The sequence below is a fragment of the Streptomyces sp. NPDC048389 genome, from assembly GCF_040706335.1.
Taxonomy (GTDB): Bacteria; Actinomycetota; Actinomycetes; order Streptomycetales; family Streptomycetaceae; genus Streptomyces.
The window spans coordinates 1-18071 of record NZ_JBEZKP010000086.1 but is presented as its reverse complement, the minus strand read 5'-3'; the positions used below and the strand labels follow the sequence as shown (position 1 = coordinate 18071).

Sequence of the window (18071 nt, the reverse complement as noted above, 5' to 3'; positions counted from 1 at the left end):
CGCAACTCGCGCGCAGCGCGGTGAGGAAAGCCATTCCGGACACCCCCCTCCTGCGACCCCGCCCCCCGCCACCCACCACCAACACAGCCACCACAGCCCCGGCCCGGGCGCAGCACACCCACCCACCGGCACAGCCCCGCAGCCACCCCCCACAGGGGCGCCACGCACCCACCCACCGGCACAGCCCGACCGCAGCCACCCCCCACAGGGGCGCCACGCACCCACCCACCGCACCCACCCCGCGCAGTCACCGCCCCGCACCGGCGCCACGCACCCGCCTACCGGGCCCGCACCAAGCGCGTGCGGGTGTCAGCCCGTTGTCGCCGTGGCGGGGGTCGAGTCCGGTGCCGGAGGGGACGATCTGCCGGACGGCGGTCGGCGGAGAAGGCGGCGGCCGATCGGTTCCGTGAAGCGGGCCGTCAGCGGGCCGACGATGACCAGGATCAGGACGTACGCCGTGGCCAGCGGCCCGATCCGCGGCTCGACACCGACGGCCAGACCCGCGATGACGATGGAGAACTCGCCACGGGCGACGAGCGTGCCGCCGGCCCGCAGGCGCCCGCGGGGGCCGATGCCCGCGCGGCGGGCCGCGTACCACCCGGTGGCGATCTTCGTCAGCACGGTGACGAACGCGAGGATCAGCGCGGGCAGCAGGACCGGCGGAATGGCCGTGGGATCGGTCGACAGGCCGAAGAAGACGAAGAAGACCGCGGCGAACAGGTCACGCAGCGGCGCGAGCAGATTGTGCGCGCCTTCGGCGACCTCACCGGAGAGCGCGATACCGACGAGGAACGCGCCGACGGCGGCGGACACCTGGAGTTCCTGCGCGATACCGGCGACGAAGAGGGTGAGGCCGAGGACGACCAGCAGCAGCATCTCGGGGTTGTCGGAGGAGACGGCCCGGCTGATGAGGCGGCCGTGCCGCAGGGCGACGTACAGGACGATGCCGACGGTGCCGAGCGAGATCAGCAGGGTGAGGCTGCCGCCGGCCAGGCTCAGTCCGGCGAGCAGGGCGGTCAGCAGCGGCAGGTAGACGGCCATGGCAAGGTCCTCGATGACGAGGACGCCGAGGACGACGGGTGTTTCACGGTTGCCGAGCCGGCCCAGGTCGCCGAGGACCTTGGCGATGACGCCTGAGGAGGAGATCCAGGTGACGCCGGCGAGGGCGACCGCGGCCACGGCCCCCCAGCCGAGGAGGAGTGCAGCCACCGCGCCGGGCAGGGCGTTGAGGACGAAGTCGACGATGCCCGACGGATACTGCGTCTTGAGGTTGGTGACGAGCTCGGACGCGCTGTATTCGAGTCCGAGGAGCAGCAGCAGGAGGATCACGCCGATCTCGGCGCCGGTCGCGATGAACTCCTCGCTGGCGTTCATCGGCAGCAGTCCGCCGTGGCCGAAGGCGAGTCCCGCGAGCAGGTAGAGCGGGATGGGCGAGAACCCGATGCGTCCGGCGAGCCGGCCGAGCAGGCCCAGGGCGAGGATGATCGCCCCGAGTTCGATGAGCAGCGCGGTGGTGTCGTGCACGGGTGTCTATCCTCCGGTGATGAGTTCGGCAACCGCGTCGACGCCTTCGCGCGTGCCGACGACGACGAGCGTGTCGCCGATGGCGAAGCGGAGGTCCGGGGCGGGCGAGGGGAAGGCGGCGGTGCGACGCAGTACGGCGACGATGGACGCGCCTGTGCGGGTGCGCGCCCGGGTGTCGGCGAGGAGCCGGCCGGCATAGGGGGACCGCTTCGTGACGGGGATGTGTTCCGTGACGAGATCGATCTCGAGGTGCTGGTGGAGGTGGCCGACCGGGTCGGGGACGAGGAGCTTGGACAGTGCGGTCGCCTCGTTGGGGGCGAGGGCGGCGGCCTCCTTGCAGTTGTCGTCGTCCTCTGGGTCGTGGAAGGCGAGGATGCGGCGGCCGTCCTGGTGCACGACGACGGACAGGTGTGCGCCGGCGTCGGTCTTGAGGTCGTACCTCGTGCCGACCCCGGGCAGCGAGGTTTTGCTGACGTGGGCGGTGGGTTCCATGGAGGGCTCCGTACGGGCGGTCGGTGGGGTGCGGGGCGCGGGTGTCCGGCTCCGGCGGCCGTCGACGTGTCGACGGCCGCCGGAGGGGGATTGTGCACCACGTGTCACACACCGGTACCGACCGGGCCGTCAATCGGTCGGTCGGTTCGGTCGTTCAGGCGCCGCGGGCCGGATCCGGAACGCCGTTGCGCGCACGGCCGCATCGATGCGCGCGAACCTGAGGCCGGTCCGCGACGGGGCGGCGGAACCGGTCGCGAGGACGGCCGACGGTCGGTGGTCGTGGTCTCCGTGTGCCATCTCGCCCCCTCCCGTCCGGCCGGCGCAGCACGGCGCCGGCAAACCCTCCTGCCACTGAGGCACATCGCGCCGCTCCAGGAGCGTTGCAATGACTCGGTAAAGAGTCCCACCGCAGGACAAATGGCTTGAATCGTATGGTCCCGTGGCCAAAGGGGAGCTTCATCCGCCGGTCCGCAGATGCGGGCGCCGGCCGAGGAGTTCGGCCGCTCCCCGGCGGGTCGCGGCGACGACCACCCGGTCCTGTGCCCGCAGGACGTACCCGGGGTGGAGGTCCCACACCAGGCCGGTCCCGTCGTTCTCCGGGGCGCGGCGCGAGTACGCGAGGTCCGGCGGGCGCTCGTCGGGCGAGGTGGAGTCGAGGGCCACGATCCGCCACGCGCCGGGCCGGAACGCCTCGGCGACCGTACGGCCCTGCAGCCGCGGATGCCCGGCCACCTCGATGGCGGCGAAGACCAGCACCTTGCGTTCCACCGGCACGGCGCCGAGGATCTGGCGCCCCATCATGGCCACGGCGAAGGCCGGCGCGGCCAGCGTGGAGACGCTGCGGCTACGGGTCAGCGCCTCGGGGTGCGCGGCCCGCAGGCTGCGGTAGACGGCGGTGGCGAAGTCGTCGTCGTAGACCCGCAGCGCGACCCGCAGGTCGGGTTTGGCGGAGCGCGCGTAGAGGGCCGCTTCAAGGTTGGTCGTGTCGATGCTGGTGAGGGCGAGCAGCGCGTGGGCCCGGTGGATCTTGGCAGCTTCCAGTACGCCTTCCTCCGTGACGTCCCCGAGCACCGTCGGCACCCGCAGTCGGCGGGCGAGCGGGATGCCCCGGGCGTCCGGGTCCTCCTCCACGCACACCACCGGGATGCCCAGTTCCCGCAGCCTCATCAGTACCCGGGTGCCGACCTTCCCGAGTCCCAGCAGCACGACGTGGCCCGACAGCCCGCGCGGCGGCCGGCGCAGCGCGGAGGCGTTGCGGAAGGTTCCGAGGGCCTCCAGTACGGCCGCGACGGTCAGCGGCAGCAGGAGCAGTCCGACCACGCCGGTGAGGAGTTGCAGGATCTGCCGGTCGGCTTCCGCACCGACGGCGGGGTCTCCGATGCCGAACAGGTCGAGCAGGATCAGGTACATGGCGTGCAGAGGACTGTCGTCGGTGGCCACGGCGGAGACGGCGGCCAGGGCGACGACGGTGACGCCGAGCGCGGCGAGGGACCAGCGCAGCCGCCGGGAGAACAGGTGCTTCAGTGGGGCGCCCCGGCCGGCGAGCCGGGCCTGCCCGCCTCCGGCCGGGGTGTGGGAGATCGCCTCGAGCACGATGGTGCCGCGGCCGGTGGCCTCCGCGACGCTGCGGTCGTCGGGGAGCAGGCGCGGCCCTTCCTGGCCGCTGCGGTCCGAACCCTCCGCACCGGCGGGGTCGTTGGTGGTGGACGACAGCAGGGCGAGGGTGCACAGCCCCGGGTCGGCGATCTCGCCGCGGGCCGGCGGGGTGCGTTCGACCGCCCGCAGCAGCAGACCGTCGGCCTGCACGACCTTGCTGGTGCCGGCCACGGCGGTGGCGGCGAGCGCGGGTGCGGCGGTGTCGGCGTCCGACAGCACGGTGGTGGAGGCGTCCAGCGCCGCCGCGTCCAGGCCGGGGTCGGCCAACGCGGCGGCCTGGTCGAGGAGTTCCTCGAGGTGCTGGCCGAGCTTGCGGTTGTAGAGACGGATCACCAGCCGCAGGTGCGGGTTGAGCCTGCGGGCGGCCAGCGCGGCCCGGATGTTGGTCTCGTCGTCGTCGTGCACCAGCGCCAGCGCGGCGGCGTGTCCCACACCGGCCTCGATCAGTGTGTCCTCGCCGAGTTCGAGGACTTCGACGACCCGGGGAAGATCGGGCAGCGGCGTGTCGCCGGGGTTGGCGGGTGTGCCGACGGCCCGCGTCACGACGGCGGACATCCGGCCGAAGAGCGCGAAGGCCCGCACCCGGCCCGCCGACTGCGCATCCGAGCTGCGGACCGTCTGCGGGGCGGGGACGACGAGCGTGATCCGCTCGCCGTAGACCTCCCGCAGTTCGGTGGCCAGCCGATGGGCCAGGGCGTCGTCTCCGCACACGATCATATGACCGCCGGCGGTGGAGTGTTGGGCCTGGTGAGGCAGTGAGGAGGACACACGTCCAGGGTGCCCTGCCCACTGTGCCGACCACCCCCCGGGGACGTGCGCCGACACCGGCCGCACCGTCGTCCGTGCGGGTGCGGTGCCACCTGCGGTCACGAGAACGCCGACACGGCCTCGAACTCCACGGTCACGAGGTCACGAGAACGCCGACACGGCCTCGAGTTCCGCGGCGACGGCGTCGAAGAGACGCGCGTGGGCGCGAGCGCTGGGCGGGGTCTCCGGGTTCCATGGCAGAAGCCGCGTCCCGGCCTCGATCGCGTCCCAGTCCGGCAGCCCGCGCAGCCGGTCGACGGGGTGTGCGTTGGACCGTACGTCCGCAAGGACGATGTGCGGTTCCAGCCGCCGGGCCACGGCCCAGTCGGTGGTGGACCAGTTCGCTCCCGGGCCCGGCTCCGGTTCCACGAGCCGGACTCCGCACTCCGACAGCGCCCTCAGGTCCGGCCAGGCGCCGGGCCTGGCGAGATGGACACTGCCGGGGCCCGCCGGCGAGAGCGCCAGGACCCGTACCCCGGCGGCGGCTCGGGCCGCCTCGCGCAGCCGGGCCCGTGCCGCGGCCGGGGCAGCCGCGGACGACGGCTCGGGGTCCGCCCCGAGCGAGCGCGCCAGCTCCGCAAGCCGGTCGCGTATCCCCTCGAACAAGCGGTCCCCGCCCACGTCGATCACCACGACGGGGACGCGTTCCTCGATGTACTTCGCCGTGTCCGGCTCCAGGCCGTAGATCCGGTCGGATCCGTACGCCACGGCCACCACCAGGTCCGGGCCGGCCGCGAGCACGGCGTCGGCGTCGACTCCGGGGCCCGAGCCGAAGTACGGGACGTCGTCCAGCGGCAGCTCACCGGCCTTGGCCGGGTCGGGGCCGGCGCCGTCGTGGGCGGAGCCGAACAGCCCCGCGGGCACCAGCCCGTGGTCGAACAGCGCGGCACCCGCCTGTATGTAGGCGATCAGCCGGGCCGGGGTGTGCGGCGCGGAGGCCGGCCGGCCGCGATCGTCGAGGAATTCCCACCGAGTCCGTTGCGCCATGCGGCACGCCCCCCCACATCGAGCAGTCGCCGGTCCTGTCCGGCCCGTCTTCGACCGTTTGACTGCCCAGCCGCCCGGCGGCTCACGCCTCGCGGCCGTGGTCGTTTCGCCCGCAGGATCAGTGCAGGGCGGCGGCCGCCGGCAGGGACACCTCGAAGCGGCAGCCGCCCGACACGTTGCTCACCTCTGCGCGGCCGGCATGCGCCTCGACGATGCCGCGGACGATCGCCAGACCCAGGCCCGCCCCGGCCGGCGGGGTACGGGCCTGGGAGCCGCGCCAGCCGGTGTCGAACACCCGGGGCAGGTCGTCCTCGGGGATCCCGCCGCAGCCGTCGGTGACGGACAGCACGACCCAGCCCTCGCGCCGCTCGGCGGCCACCGCGACCGTCCCGTCGGCCGGGGTCCTGCGGATCGCGTTCACCAGCAGGTTGGCGAGGACCCGGGTCATCTCCTTGCCGTCCACCTCGACCGGGACCGGCTCGACGCCCTCGCCGACGAGGCGCACCCCGTGCTCGCGGGCCAGCGGGTCCGCGCCCGCGAGGGCCTCCCCGACCAGGTCGTAGACGGACATACGGGTCGGGGAGAGCGCGAGCGCGCCCGCGTGGATGCGGGAGAGCTCGAAAAGGTCGCCGACCATCGAGTTGAGCCGGTCGACCTCGGTCCGGATCTGCCGGAAGTAGCGCTCGGGATCCTGGACGACACCGTCCTCCAGCGCCTCCGACATGGCGCGCAGGCCCGCGAGCGGGGTACGCAGATCGTGCGAGATCCACGCCACCAGTTCGCGCCGGGACGTCTCGAGGGCACGCTCGCGTTCCCGGGACGCGGCGAGCCGGTCGCTCGTCGCCGCGAGTTCCCTGCTGAGGGCGTCCAGTTCGGCGGTGGAGACGCCGCCGGGCGCCGCGAAGGACCCGCCGTCGCCGAACGAGCGAGCCGCCAGGGTCAGTTCCCGGCTGCGCGCGACCACCCAGCGGCCGAGCAGCAGCGCCGTCGCGAGCGACACGACCGACGCCATCGCCACGACCATGGTGACGACGGTCAGGTCGTGGGGGGACAGGAACATCGCCTGCGCGACCGCCAGGGTGCCGGCGAGCATCGCGGTGACGGTGACCGCCGCGACCACGGTCAGGGAGACGGTGACCGAGCGGTGCCGCAGCACTCTCAGTACGAGGGCGCCGATGATGCCGGCCGCGGCGGCGCCGGAAAGCGCGTACACGGCGATGAGCAGCATGTCCCGCACGGCGATCAGCCTTCTTCCGGAGCGTCGAAGCGGTAACCGACGCCCCACACCGTCTGGATGAGTCTCGGCTGTGCCGGGTCGTCCTCGATCTTGCCGCGCAGCCGGCGCACATGGACGGTCACGGTCGACAGGTCGCCGAACTCCCAGCCCCACACCTCCTGCATCAGCCGCTCCCTGCCCATCGCCCGGCCCGGGTGCCGCATCAGATGGGCGAGCAGATCGAACTCCCTCAGTGTCAGCGACAGTTCACGGCCGTCCTTCACCGCTCGCCGGGCCGCCGGGTCCAGTACGATCCCGGCGGCCGCCAGCTCGGGTCCGGCGCGCCGCTCCCCCGCCGCGGGGCCTCCCCTGCGCAGGACCGACTCCACCCGCAGGACCAGTTCACGCGGGCTGAACGGCTTGGTCACGTAGTCGTCCGCGCCCACTTCGAGGCCGAGGATGCGGTCGTCCTCGTCACCACGGGCGGTCAGCATGATCACCGGCACGGGACGCGCCTCGTCGGCCCGCAGCCTGCGGCACACCTCCAGACCGTCCATGCCGGGCAGCATCAGGTCGAGGACGACCAGGTCCGGGCGGCGTCCCTCGGCGAGCCTGAGGGCCTGCGGGCCGTCCGCGGCGCGGTCCACGGCGAAACCGGCGCGCTCGAGGTACCCGGTGACGACCTCGGCGACCGTCGGATCGTCGTCCACGACGAGAATGCTGTGCATACCACCAGTGTCCCCGCACCGGGGGCGGCTCGGCGGACGGGCCGCCTTACGAATCCGTGACGGCGTCCCCCCGGCATCCGTCGACATCCGACCGACGTCCGCCCCGACGTCGGTGACATCCGGTCGGTGTCCGGTGGCACGTCGCGGCCGACGACCCACTCGTGTCCGGCCGGCGTCCGATTCGTTCAAGACCGAGGGCAGGCACCGCTCTACGTTGGGGGCATGACTCCACGATTCGACGCGGTCGGCCTGGTCGTCAGCGACATGGCCGTCTCACTCGCCTTCTACCGCCGCCTCGGGCTGGACCTCCCCGCCGAGGCGGACTCCGCCCCGCACGCGGAGGCCGTGCTCCCCGGCGGGCTGCGCCTGCTGTTCGACACCGAGGAGACGGTCCGCTCCTTCGACCCCGGCTGGACCCGGCCCACCGGCGGCGAACGCATGGGCCCGGCGTTCCTGTGCGACAGCCCGGCGGAGGTCGACGCGCTCCACGACGAACTCGTCGCCGCCGGCCACCGCAGCCATCTGGCACCGTGGGACGCCGTGTGGGGCCAGCGTTACGCAGTCGTACTCGACCCCGACGGGCTCGGCGTCTCGCTCTTCGCCGACGCGTCGTAGGAGCGGAGAGTGCTCCCGGCCAGCGCGCGCATCTCCCGGGCGAGATGCGCCTGGTCCGCGCAGCCCGCCGCGAGGGCCGCGTCCCCGTACGGGACACCGCGGCGCACCAGCGCCAGGGCCCGCTGCAGGCGCAGGATGCGGGCGAGCGTCTTGGGGCCGTAGCCGAAGGCGTCCAGCGACCGCCGGTGCAGCTGCCTGGTGCTGAGCCCGGCCGCGTCGGCGGCCGCGGCGACGGTACCGCCGGCGTCAAGATGCCGTACGACGGCGGACGTCAGCGGGTCCGGCGGCACGGTCCTCTCCAGGGCGATCGCCTCCAGCGCGGCGGCCGCGTCGGCGGCCGCACCGAGCCGCTCGGCGAGTCTGCGGGCCGTTGCCGCGCCCCACAGGTCCGCCAGCTCGACGCGCCGGTCCCGCAGCTCGTGCGCCGGCAGGCCGAGCAACGCGGGCGCGGTCCCGGGGGCGAACCGGACTCCCGTCCAGGCGGCAGCGCCGCCGGGTGGGTGGGCGCGGGTGTCGGGCCCGGCGACGAGCAGCCGTCCCTGGGACCAGAGCAGATCCATGCAGCCGTCGGGCAGCACGGGGCGGGTGACGCCGGGCCCGGCTGTGCGCGTCCAGACGACGGCGCCGGGGACCCGGGACGGCGATTCCTGGTACACGCTGCCGAGGCTAGCGCGCGGCTCTTCCCCCCACCCCGCCCCCTGCCGAACCGGGCTCCGCCCGGGCCCGCGCCTCAAGCGCCGGAGGCGGGGCTGGAACTCACCGGTCTCGTCAGGGCTCCACCCCGATCCCCGCGCCTCAAGCGCCGGAGGGGCTGGAGGCGCCCGGCACATCCGGCCCGGCTTGGGGCCCTCCCACGACCGCCAGACCGCAGCGGGAGATCGAGGCGACCGCGCGAAGCCCGGTACCGACGTCCGGGGAAGCCCGGTGCCGACGTCCGGGGCAGAACCCGGTCCGCGCGGAGCCCAGCACCAGCTCCCGGGCTGAACCCGGCACTCGGCCCGGGGCAGAGCCCGGCACCAGCTCCCGGGCTGAACCCGGCACCGGGCCCGGGCAGAGCCCGGGAAGACGCCGCCCGGAGGGTGCTACGGGGGCCCGGGGCTCGCCCGGGTTCCGGGAAGGGGTGGGGAGGTGGACGACTCCGCGCCGCAGCCCCGGCGGCCGGTGCCGGCACGGCTGCTCGCGGCCCTACCGGCCGTTCTCCCGGCCGTTCTCCCGGCCGTTCTCGCGGGTCGTGTGGAGCCGCGCCCGTACGTCGTCCACCGGTAGGAACTTCGACCAGCGCTCCGGGAACTCGGACGGCATGTCCCCGCCGGCCTCCTCGTCGTCCTCGTCGTCCTCGTCGGTCGTGTCGCCGTACATCTCCGCCGCCCGCGCCCGGGCCAGGAGCTGCGCCGCGTCGGCGGCCCGCGCCCGCTCGGTCGCGGCGCGTGCCGCGGCCGTGGCGACCGAAGGCCAGACGCGGTCGATCGCCGCGTTGACGGCGGCGCCCACGAGGACGGCGAAGGCGGAGATGCCGATCCAGAGCAGGAAGGCGATGGGCGCTGCGAGGGAGCCGTAGATCGTGGGGCCCTCGACCGTGTTGGTCAGGTAGATACGCAACAGGAAGCTGCCGAGGAACCACATGCCGAGCGCCACGAGCGCACCGGGAATGTCCTCCACCCATGGGGAGCGGACGGGCACGGACACGTGGTACAGCGTCGTCAGAAAGGCGATGGAGAGCAGGATGACGACCGGCCAGTACAGGACACGGACCACTTCCGTGCCGAAGGGCACGATCTCCACGACCCGGTCGGGGCCTACGACGGCGAGCGGCAGCACGACCGCGCCGATCAGCAGGGCGACGAGGTAGAGCAGGAAGGCGAGGAGCCTGGTCGCGACGATGCCGCGGTGTCCGTCGAGCCCGTACATGACGGTGATGGTGTCGATGAAGACGTTGACGGCGCGGGAGCCGGACCACAGGGCGATGGCGAAGCCGATGGAGATGATGTCGGGCCGGCCGCCCTGGGTGACGTCGTCCAGCAGGGGCTTGGCGATGTCGTCGACACCTCGGTCGGACAGCACGGTGCCGACGGCGGTGAGGATGTTCTCCTCGATGGAGGCGACGGTGGTGGTGCTGGTCCAGTCGTCGATGTAGCCGAGCAGGCCGATCAGACCGAGCATCAGCGGCGGAACGGAGAGCAGTGTGAAGAACGCCGCCTCGGCGGCGAGTCCGAGGATGCGGTACTCGATCCCCGAGTTGACGGTGTCCTTCAGCAGCAGCCACGCCATCTTCCGCTTGGAGACGTTGCGGTAGAGGACTCGGGCCCGGTGGAGCCGGCCCGAAGGCCGCTCGGGTGTTTCGTTTGCTGCCTGCACCTCTTTACCGTATCGGCATGGCAGCAAGCACCCACACAGTGACCAACCAGCCTCCGCTCCTGGTGGGGTACGACGTCTTCTCCGCGGACCGTGCGCTGCGGGAGGCGGTGGACCGGCATGTCGTGCCGGAGGTCCGCGACGAGGCGCACGGGGAGCTCTCGGAACTCGGCCGGGCCGCCGGCTCGGCCCAGGCGCAGACGTGGGGCGCGCAGGCGAACGAGTGCCCGCCCCGGCTGCGGACGCACGACCGGTACGGGAACCGGATCGACGAGGTGGACTTCCACCCGGCCTGGCACCGGCTGCTGGGCCACGCCGTCTCCGCGGGTCTGGTGAACGCGTGGGGCAGGCCGGGCGGCCATGTCCGCCGGGCGGCGGGCTTCCTCGTGTGGACGCAGGCCGAAGCCGGTCACGCCTGCCCGCTGTCGATGACGCACGCCGCGGTGCCCGCGCTGCGTACGGACCCGCTGCTCGCGGCCGAGTGGGAGCCCCGGCTGACGTCGGCGGTGTACGAGGAGGGGCTGCGCCCGGCCGGGCTGAAGGGCGGCGTCCTGTTCGGGATGGGCATGACGGAGAAGCAGGGCGGCAGCGACGTACGGTCGAACACGACCCGGGCCGAGCCGCTGGCGCAGGACGGCGAGTACGCCCTGACCGGCCACAAGTGGTTCTGCTCCGCGCCGATGAGCGACGGTTTCCTGGTGCTGGCCCAGGCGCCCGGAGGCGGCGGGCCCGGTGCGGAGGGCGGCGCGCCGACCTGCTTCCTGGTGCCCAGGGTCCTGGAGGACGGGAGCCGGAACGTCTTCCGCATCCAGCGGCTGAAGGACAAGCTCGGCAACAGGTCCAACGCCTCGGCCGAGGTCGAGTTCGAGGGGACGTGGGCCCGGCGGGTGGGTGAGGAGGGCCGCGGTGTGCGCACCATCCTCGGGATGGTGGCGGCGACGCGGCTCGACTGCGTGCTCGGCTCGGCCGCGATGATGCGGCAGGCGGTTGCGCAGGCGATCCACCACGCCGCGTACCGCGGCGCGTTCGGCGGGCTGCTGATCGACAAGCCGCTGATGCGCAATGTGCTGGCCGATCTGGCGCTGGAGTCGGAGGCGGCGACGACGCTGGGGCTTCGGCTGGCGGCGGCGTACGACGCGGACACGGACGACGAGCGGGCGTTCCTGCGTCTCGCGGTGCCCGCGGCCAAGTACTGGGTGACGAAGCGGTGCACCCCGGTGGTGGCGGAGGCGCTGGAGTGTCTGGGCGGCAACGGGTACGTGGAGGAGTCGGGCATGCCGCGGCTGCTGCGCGAGGCGCCGCTGAACTCGATCTGGGAGGGCTCGGGCAATGTGCAGGCCCTGGACCTGCTGCGGGCCTTGCAGAGGGAGCCGCGGGCACTGAACGCGTTCTTGCAGGAGGTCGGCAGGGCGCGGGGCGCCGATCACCGGCTGGACGCGGCGATCAAGGACCTGCTGACGGAGCTCGCCGACCTGGACGGCATCGAGGCACGGGTGCGGCGGCTCGCGGAGCGCATGGCACTGGTGTTGCAGGGGTCGCTGCTGGTGCGCTGGGCCCCGTCGGAGGTGTCGGACGCGTTCTGCGCGTCGCGGCTCGGCGGCGACCGGGGGTCGGCGTTCGGCACGCTGCCCCACACGCTGCCGCTGGCGGCGATCGTGGAGCGCGCCCGAGCCGTGGTGTGAACGGGGCGTGGTGCGAACGGTGCGTGGCTCGAGCGGGGCGTGACGCGAGCGGGACGGATACGAGCGGCCGTGACGCGAGCCGACCGCGGTACGAGCCGGCCGGCGGGCACGCCGAAGAGCACGGGCCCCTGAGTGGGGCCCGCGCCCTCGACGTTGTGTGGGTGGTGCTGCGCCGACACGGCACCACCCCCACCGGCGAACCGGTGTTCCGCAACCTTCGTACACGCGCACACCTGTTCGCGACGGTTGCAAAGGGTTGCATCGTTGTCTGCCGTAAGGGACGCGCCCCGGGCCGGTTGGGGGAAAATCGAGCCGGCCACCCCCCAGTTTTCGGACCGCGGCGTCGCCGAGGAGGGACCCGTGCAGAACTCATCGCTCGATCTGGCCAGGCTCGCGGCCATGGACACCGCGGATGCCCTGCGGCTGCTGAAGGGTGTGCGGGACGCCGCCCTGGCGGGTCGCAGACCGCGGGTGGGGCCGCGGGCGGACATCGACGAGTCGTGGCAGCGCATGCTGCGGCGGGGAGTGGACCCGGACCGGGACCGCAGAGCGGGGCTGCTGCCGCTGGAGGAGATCGAGCGCCGCAGGCACTCCTCGCCGCTTCTGGAAGTGCTGCCGGTGCTGCGCGAGGGTCTGGTCGCCATGGCGGACGCGGCGCAGCACATCATGGTCGTCGCGGACGCGGAGGGCCGTCTGCTGTGGCGGGAGGGCAGTGCGGCGGTCCTGCGCAAGGGGGACGCGCACGGCTTCGTGCCCGGCGCCGACTGGCAGGAGGAACTGGTCGGGACGAACGGCATCGGCACCCCGCTGGTGTCCCGGCGCCCCGTGCAGGTGCACTCGGCCGAGCACTTCGTCTCCACGCACCACACATGGACGTGTGCCGGCGCGCCGATCACCGATCCGCGCGACGGCAGACTGATCGGTGTCGTCGACATCAGCGGTCCGCTGTCGACCATGCATCCGGCGACCTTGGCGCTGGTCACCTCGGTCGCCCGGCTCGCGGAGGCCGAGCTGCGCAACCGCCATCACCAGAGCCTGGACGCGCTGCGCAGTGTCGCCTCGCCCCTGCTTGCCCGGCTGGGCGGCCGGGCGCTGGCCGTGGACGCGAACGGCTGGCCGGCCGCGGTGACGGGGATGGCGCCGCCGGGCCGGCTGTCGCTGCCGAAGCAGGTCGGGGCGGGCCGGACGTGGCTGCCGTCGCTCGGCATGTGCACGATCGAGCCGCTGCCGGGCGGCTGGCTGATACGGCCGGACGAGGCGTGTCCCCGCGCGCCGGAACCGGGCCGGGTGGTCCTGGACCTGAGCCTGCCGCGCCGGCCTTCCGTCACGGTCACGGGCGGCTCCGGCAGCTGGTCGCACGAGCTCAGTCCCCGCCATGCCGAGCTGCTGTACGTGCTGGCGACCCGCCGCGACGGGCGGACCGCGGCGCAGCTGGCGCAGGACGTCTTCGGTGATCCGACGCGGACGGTGACGGTGCGGGCGGAGATGTCCCGGCTTCGGCGGCACCTGGCGCAGGTCCTGGCGCACCGGCCCTACCGGTTCACGGAGGAGATGGAGGTGGAGGTGGTCGTACCGGATCGCCCGGAGGAGCTGCTGCCGCACTCGAACGCCCCTGCCGTGCGGCTCGGACGGGTGCCGTGATTCCCTGTCGCGCATGAGCACCATCACTGTGACCACGTGGTCCCTGGAGCAGACCTCGGCCGCGGACCTGCGCCCCGCGGCCGACCCCGGGGACGGCATACGAATCATGCGGGCCGAGGTGCCCTCGCCCGAGTTCAGCAGGTTCCTCTACGCGTCGGTCGGCGGGGACGTCCGCTGGACCGACCGGCTCGGCATGACGTACGCCGAGTGGCAGGAGCTGCTGGGCCGCCCGGGGGTGGAGACCTGGGTCGCGTACGACAGGGGGACGCCGGCCGGTTACGTGGAGCTGGAGGCGCAGGACGAGGGGACGGTGGAGATCGTCTACTTCGGGCTGATCCCGGCGTTCCGCGGCCGGCGGATCGGCGGTCATCTGCTGTCGGTCGGGGCGGCCCGTGCCTGGGACCTGGCCGACCGGTGGCCCGGCCTGCCCCGGACGAAGCGGGTGTGGCTGCACACCTGCTCCAAGGACGGTCCGCACGCGATGGACAATTACCTGCGCCGCGGCTTCCGTCTCTTCGGCACCGCGGTCGAGGAGGAGACCGAGGTCCCGTCCCCCGGTCCGTGGCCCGGCGCGGCGGTCTGAGCCGCCCACCGTCTCGGCCGCCACCGGTCCGGGCGGCCCGGGCCGTCCAGGGCCCGAACCGTCGAGGGACCCGTACCGTCCAGGGCCCGGGCCGCCGCGGCCACCGAGGGCCGCGCCGGACCGTACGCCGTCGGCCGACGGCGTACGGTCTGTGGTGACCCACCCCACACTGTCTCGCGATGCGGGACAGTGTTGTCCACATTCTGGATGTCGGTGGACTGGGTCCAAACTCCCATGACACGCTTCCGTCATGTCCAGCACTGGAATTGCCTTGGTGAGTCGGCGGCACGTCGACCTCGGCCGCATGTCCAGCGCCATCTGTCCGGCCTGCTGACAGCCCAGCACCGCCGCACTTCGACTTCTCATCACCCCGCCCTGCGCACTGTCGCGCTTTCCCGCGAGTGTGCAGCTCAGAGCCGCCCTCCTGCAGTCTCGAAGGACTATCGCCATGGCCGCCAGCCCGGAAAAGCCCGCCTCCGCCACGCCTCGCCGCAAAGCCGGACGCCACCGCGGCGAGGGCCAGTGGGCCATGGGGCACCACACACCCCTCAACGGCAACGAGCAGACGAAGAAGGACGACGACGGTCTCAATGTGCGGACACGCATTGAGACGATCTACGCGCACCGCGGTTTCGACTCGATCGACGGTGCGGACCTGCGCGGCCGGATGCGCTGGTGGGGCCTGTACACCCAGCGCAAGCCCGGGATCGACGGCGGCAAGACCGCGATCCTGGAGCCGGAGGAGCTGGACGACGAGTACTTCATGCTGCGGGTGCGCATCGACGGCGGGCGGCTGAGCACCGAGCAGCTGCGGGTGATCGGCGAGATCTCACAGGAGTTCGCGCGCGGCACCGCGGACCTCACCGACCGGCAGAACGTCCAGTACCACTGGATCCGCATCGAGGACGTCCCGGAGATCTGGCGCCGGCTGGAGGCGGTGGGCCTGTCCACGACCGAGGCGTGCGGTGACACTCCCCGTACCATCCTCGGCTCACCGGTCGCGGGCATCGCCGCCGACGAGATCATCGACGGCACCCCCGCCATCGACGAGATCCACCGCCGGTACATCGGCAACAAGGACTTCTCCAACCTGCCCCGCAAGTTCAAGACCGCGATCTCCGGCTCGCCGCTGCTCGACGTCGCCCACGAGATCAACGACATCGCCTTCGTCGGCGTGAACCACCCCGAGCACGGCCCCGGCTTCGACCTCTGGGTCGGCGGCGGCCTGTCCACCAACCCGAAGCTCGGTGTGCGGCTCGGCGCCTGGGTCCCGGTGGACGAGGTCCCCGACGCCTGGGAGGGCGTGGTCTCGATCTTCCGCGACTACGGCTACCGCCGGCTGCGCAACCGCGCCCGGCTGAAGTTCCTGGTCGCCGACTGGGGCCCCGAGAAGTTCCGCCAGGTCCTGGAGGACGAGTACCTGAAGCGCAGGCTGCTCGACGGTCCGGCCCCCGAGCAGCCCGCGCAGCAGTGGCGCGACCACATCGGCGTCCACCGCCAGCAGGACGGCCGCTTCTACGTCGGCTTCGCGCCGCGCGTCGGCCGCGTCGACGGGGCGACCCTCACCAAGATCGCCGAGCTGGCCGAGGGCCACGGCTCCGGCCGGGTGCGCACCACGGTCGAGCAGAAGATGCTCGTGCTCGACGTGACGGAGGACCGGGTCGACTCGCTGGTCGCCGGCCTGGAGGCGCTGGACCTGCGGGTCACGCCGTCGCCGTTCCGGCGGGGCACGATGGCCTGCACCGGCATCGAGTTCTGCAAGCTGGCCATCGTCGAGACCAAGGGCCGCGGCTCCGCCCTGATCGACGAACTCGAGCGGCGGCTGCCCGGTTTCGAGGAACCGCTCACCATCAACCTCAACGGCTGCCCCAACGCCTGCGCCCGTATCCAGACCGCGGACATCGGTCTCAAGGGCCAGCTCATGCTGGACGACGAGGGCAACCAGGTCGAGGGCTACCAGGTGCACCTCGGCGGCGCGCTGGGGCTCGACCCGGCGTTCGGTCGCAAGGTCCGCGGTCTGAAGGTCACCTCGGACGGACTGCCCGACTACGTCGAGCGGGTCCTCAAGCGCTTCGAGAAGGAGCGCGAGGACGGCGAGCGCTTCGCGACGTGGGCCGCCAGGGCCTCAGAGGAGGCCCTGTCATGAGCGAGCGGGCCGCGCCGTTCTACTGCCCGTACTGCGGCGACGAGGACCTTCGTCCCGGCGAAGAAGGTCACGGCGCCTGGGAGTGCGGGGCATGCAATCGGGCCTTCCGGTTGAAGTTCCTCGGGCTCCTCAGCCGGGGACTTCAGCGCAACAGTGATGGAGGGGAACGGACATGACGACGGTTCAGGCCGAGCGGGACCTCAAGTCACTGGCCGAGCAGGCGGGCCGGGACCTGGAGGACGCCTCCGCCCTGGAGATCCTCACGTGGGCCACCAAGACCTTCGGCCCCCGCTTCTGCGTCACCTCCTCGATGGAGGACGCGGTGGTCGCCCACCTCGCCTCCCGTGCCATGCCCGGCGTGGACGTGGTCTTCCTCGACACCGGCTACCACTTCGAGGAGACCATCGGCACCCGTGACGCGGTGGACGCGGTGATGGACGTCAACGTCATCACCCTCACGCCCCGTCGGACGGTGGCCGAGCAGGACGCCGAGCACGGCCCGAAGCTGCACGACCGCGACCCCGACCTGTGCTGCGCCCTGCGCAAGGTCAAGCCGCTCGAAGAGGGCCTGACCCGGTACGACGCGTGGGCGACCGGCCTGCGCCGCGACGAGTCCCCGACCCGGGCGAACACCCCGGTGGTCGGCTGGGACGAGAAGCGGCGGAAGGTCAAGGTCTCCCCCATCGCCCGCTGGACACAGGACGACGTGGACGCCTACGTCGCCGAGCACGGCGTGCTCACCAACCCGCTGCTGATGGACGGCTACGCCTCCGTCGGCTGCGCGCCCTGCACCCGCCGGGTGCTGGAGGGCGAGGACGCCAGGGCCGGCCGCTGGGCCGGCCGCGGCAAGACCGAGTGCGGGCTGCACGGCTGATGACGACCGATCAGAATCCTTTGGAGAACGACGTGACCGGAGCCACGATCTGGCTCACGGGTCTGCCGAGCGCCGGCAAGACCACCATCGCGTACGAGCTGGCCGACCGGCTGCGCGCGGAGGGCCACCGTGTCGAGCTGCTCGACGGCGACGAGATCCGCGAGTTCCTCTCGGCGGGCCTGGGCTTCAGCCGCGAGGACCGGCACACCAATGTGCAGCGGATCGGTTTCGTCGCCGAGCTCCTCGCGTCCCACGGCGTGAAGGTGCTGGTGCCGGTCATCGCCCCGTACGCCGACAGCCGCGAGACGGTCCGCAAACGCCACCAGAGCGAGGGCACGCCGTATGTGGAGGTGCACGTCGCCACTCCGGTCGAGGTGTGCTCGGTGCGTGACGTGAAGGGGCTGTACGCCAAGCAGGCCGCGGGCGAGATCAGCGGGCTGACCGGCGTCGACGACCCGTACGAGGAGCCCGAGACGCCCGATCTGCGGATCGAGTCCCAGAACCAGACCGTGCAGGAGTCAGCGGCAGCCGTCCACGCGCTGCTCAAAGAGAGGGGCCTGCTGTGACGACCAGCGTCGACATCCTGAGCGAGGGTACGGACAGCCCGTACGCGCTGTCCCACCTGGACGCGCTCGAGTCGGAGGCCGTGCACATCTTCCGCGAGGTGGCGGGCGAGTTCGAGCGGCCGGTGGTCCTCTTCTCCGGCGGCAAGGACTCCATCGTCATGCTGCATCTGGCGCTGAAGGCGTTCGCTCCGGCGGCCGTGCC

At 72.7% G+C, this 18071-nt stretch carries 18 protein-coding genes; 10 read left to right on the top strand and 8 right to left on the bottom strand.

Annotated elements, in window-relative coordinates; translation table 11 throughout:
- Positions 1-309: 309 nt before the first annotated feature.
- From AB0903_RS32915 to AB0903_RS32890, 6 genes are all read right to left on the bottom strand, one after another.
- Positions 310-1524 (bottom strand): cation:proton antiporter, encoded by a 1215-nt coding sequence (locus tag AB0903_RS32915; protein WP_366708419.1) that lies wholly within the window; start codon positions 1522-1524, stop codon positions 310-312.
- Positions 1525-1530: 6 nt separating this feature from the next.
- Positions 1531-2016 carry a TrkA C-terminal domain-containing protein gene (locus AB0903_RS32910; RefSeq protein WP_366708418.1) on the bottom strand — a complete coding sequence of 162 codons (486 nt, stop codon included), beginning with the start codon at positions 2014-2016 and terminating at the stop codon, positions 1531-1533.
- Between the two features lie 456 nt (positions 2017-2472).
- Positions 2473-4389 (bottom strand): NAD-binding protein, encoded by a 1917-nt coding sequence (locus AB0903_RS32905; RefSeq protein WP_366708417.1) that lies wholly within the window; start codon positions 4387-4389, stop codon positions 2473-2475.
- A gap of 192 nt (positions 4390-4581) precedes the next feature.
- Positions 4582-5466 carry an ABC transporter substrate-binding protein gene (locus tag AB0903_RS32900; RefSeq protein ID WP_366708416.1) on the bottom strand — a complete coding sequence of 295 codons (885 nt, stop codon included), beginning with the start codon at positions 5464-5466 and terminating at the stop codon, positions 4582-4584.
- 118 nt (positions 5467-5584) lie between these two features.
- Positions 5585-6703, bottom strand: coding sequence for a HAMP domain-containing sensor histidine kinase (locus tag AB0903_RS32895; protein WP_366708415.1), 1119 nt, complete (start codon positions 6701-6703; stop codon positions 5585-5587).
- A gap of 5 nt (positions 6704-6708) precedes the next feature.
- Complete coding sequence (locus tag AB0903_RS32890; protein WP_366708414.1) at positions 6709-7410, bottom strand: response regulator transcription factor; 702 nt, start codon at positions 7408-7410, stop codon at positions 6709-6711.
- Positions 7411-7632: 222 nt separating this feature from the next.
- Between AB0903_RS32890 and AB0903_RS32885 the strand changes: the two genes are divergently transcribed.
- The gene (locus AB0903_RS32885; RefSeq protein WP_366708413.1) at positions 7633-8025 is read left to right on the top strand and encodes a VOC family protein; all 393 of its coding nucleotides are present in this window, start codon (positions 7633-7635) and stop codon (positions 8023-8025) included.
- Here the strand turns inward: AB0903_RS32885 and AB0903_RS32880 are convergent.
- Together AB0903_RS32880 and AB0903_RS32875 are read right to left on the bottom strand one after the other, a co-directional pair.
- Complete coding sequence (locus AB0903_RS32880) at positions 7965-8681, bottom strand: helix-turn-helix domain-containing protein (RefSeq protein WP_366708412.1); 717 nt, start codon at positions 8679-8681, stop codon at positions 7965-7967. The genes AB0903_RS32885 and AB0903_RS32880 overlap by 61 nt on opposite strands.
- Before the next feature lie 529 nt (positions 8682-9210).
- Positions 9211-10380 (bottom strand): YihY/virulence factor BrkB family protein, encoded by a 1170-nt coding sequence (locus AB0903_RS32875; protein ID WP_366708411.1) that lies wholly within the window; start codon positions 10378-10380, stop codon positions 9211-9213.
- A 17-nt stretch (positions 10381-10397) separates the two neighbouring features.
- Between AB0903_RS32875 and AB0903_RS32870 the strand changes: the two genes are divergently transcribed.
- The 9 genes from AB0903_RS32870 to AB0903_RS32830 all read left to right on the top strand — a co-directional run.
- Positions 10398-12059: an acyl-CoA dehydrogenase family protein gene (locus AB0903_RS32870; RefSeq protein WP_366708410.1), complete on the top strand. Its 1662-nt coding sequence runs from the start codon at positions 10398-10400 to the stop codon at positions 12057-12059.
- Between the two features lie 360 nt (positions 12060-12419).
- Positions 12420-13700 (top strand): GAF domain-containing protein, encoded by a 1281-nt coding sequence (locus AB0903_RS32865; RefSeq protein WP_366708409.1) that lies wholly within the window; start codon positions 12420-12422, stop codon positions 13698-13700.
- 13 nt (positions 13701-13713) lie between these two features.
- Complete coding sequence (locus AB0903_RS32860) at positions 13714-14283, top strand: GNAT family N-acetyltransferase (protein WP_366708408.1); 570 nt, start codon at positions 13714-13716, stop codon at positions 14281-14283.
- Between the two features lie 250 nt (positions 14284-14533).
- Entirely contained in the window at positions 14534-14617 is an 84-nt protein-coding gene (locus AB0903_RS32855; RefSeq protein WP_310650533.1) for a putative leader peptide, read from the top strand.
- Positions 14618-14731: 114 nt separating this feature from the next.
- Positions 14732-16429, top strand: coding sequence for a nitrite/sulfite reductase (locus tag AB0903_RS32850; RefSeq protein ID WP_366708407.1), 1698 nt, complete (start codon positions 14732-14734; stop codon positions 16427-16429).
- Positions 16426-16605, top strand: a complete 180-nt coding sequence (locus AB0903_RS32845) for a hypothetical protein (RefSeq protein WP_366708406.1) — start codon at positions 16426-16428, stop codon at positions 16603-16605. The genes AB0903_RS32850 and AB0903_RS32845 overlap by 4 nt, the downstream gene beginning before the upstream one ends.
- The gene (locus AB0903_RS32840; RefSeq protein WP_366708405.1) at positions 16602-17303 is read left to right on the top strand and encodes a phosphoadenylyl-sulfate reductase; all 702 of its coding nucleotides are present in this window, start codon (positions 16602-16604) and stop codon (positions 17301-17303) included. Before AB0903_RS32845 ends, AB0903_RS32840 begins: the two co-directional genes overlap by 4 nt.
- Positions 17303-17869, top strand: a complete 567-nt coding sequence (gene cysC / locus AB0903_RS32835) for an adenylyl-sulfate kinase (protein WP_366708404.1) — start codon at positions 17303-17305, stop codon at positions 17867-17869. The genes AB0903_RS32840 and cysC overlap by 1 nt, the downstream gene beginning before the upstream one ends.
- On the top strand, positions 17866-18071 hold a 206-nt coding region (locus tag AB0903_RS32830), incomplete at its 3' end, for a phosphoadenosine phosphosulfate reductase family protein (RefSeq protein WP_366708403.1). The genes cysC and AB0903_RS32830, both read left to right, overlap by 4 nt.

Excerpts from the sequence above, each read along its gene's own strand:
- AB0903_RS32885 (WP_366708413.1), top strand. The coding sequence starts at position 7,633 with ATGACTCCACGATTCGACGCGGTCGGCCTGGTCGTCAGCGACATGGCC.
- AB0903_RS32905 (WP_366708417.1), bottom strand. The coding sequence starts at position 4,389 with ATGATCGTGTGCGGAGACGACGCCCTGGCCCATCGGCTGGCCACCGAA.
- AB0903_RS32850 (WP_366708407.1), top strand. The coding sequence starts at position 14,732 with ATGGCCGCCAGCCCGGAAAAGCCCGCCTCCGCCACGCCTCGCCGCAAA.
- AB0903_RS32900 (WP_366708416.1), bottom strand. The coding sequence starts at position 5,466 with ATGGCGCAACGGACTCGGTGGGAATTCCTCGACGATCGCGGCCGGCCG.
- AB0903_RS32860 (WP_366708408.1), top strand. The coding sequence starts at position 13,714 with ATGAGCACCATCACTGTGACCACGTGGTCCCTGGAGCAGACCTCGGCC.
- AB0903_RS32890 (WP_366708414.1), bottom strand. The coding sequence starts at position 7,410 with ATGCACAGCATTCTCGTCGTGGACGACGATCCGACGGTCGCCGAGGTC.
- AB0903_RS32840 (WP_366708405.1), top strand. The coding sequence starts at position 16,602 with ATGACGACGGTTCAGGCCGAGCGGGACCTCAAGTCACTGGCCGAGCAG.
- AB0903_RS32845 (WP_366708406.1), top strand. The coding sequence starts at position 16,426 with ATGAGCGAGCGGGCCGCGCCGTTCTACTGCCCGTACTGCGGCGACGAG.
- AB0903_RS32910 (WP_366708418.1), bottom strand. The coding sequence starts at position 2,016 with ATGGAACCCACCGCCCACGTCAGCAAAACCTCGCTGCCCGGGGTCGGC.
- AB0903_RS32870 (WP_366708410.1), top strand. The coding sequence starts at position 10,398 with ATGGCAGCAAGCACCCACACAGTGACCAACCAGCCTCCGCTCCTGGTG.
- AB0903_RS32855 (WP_310650533.1), top strand. The coding sequence starts at position 14,534 with ATGTCCAGCACTGGAATTGCCTTGGTGAGTCGGCGGCACGTCGACCTC.
- cysC (WP_366708404.1), top strand. The coding sequence starts at position 17,303 with ATGACGACCGATCAGAATCCTTTGGAGAACGACGTGACCGGAGCCACG.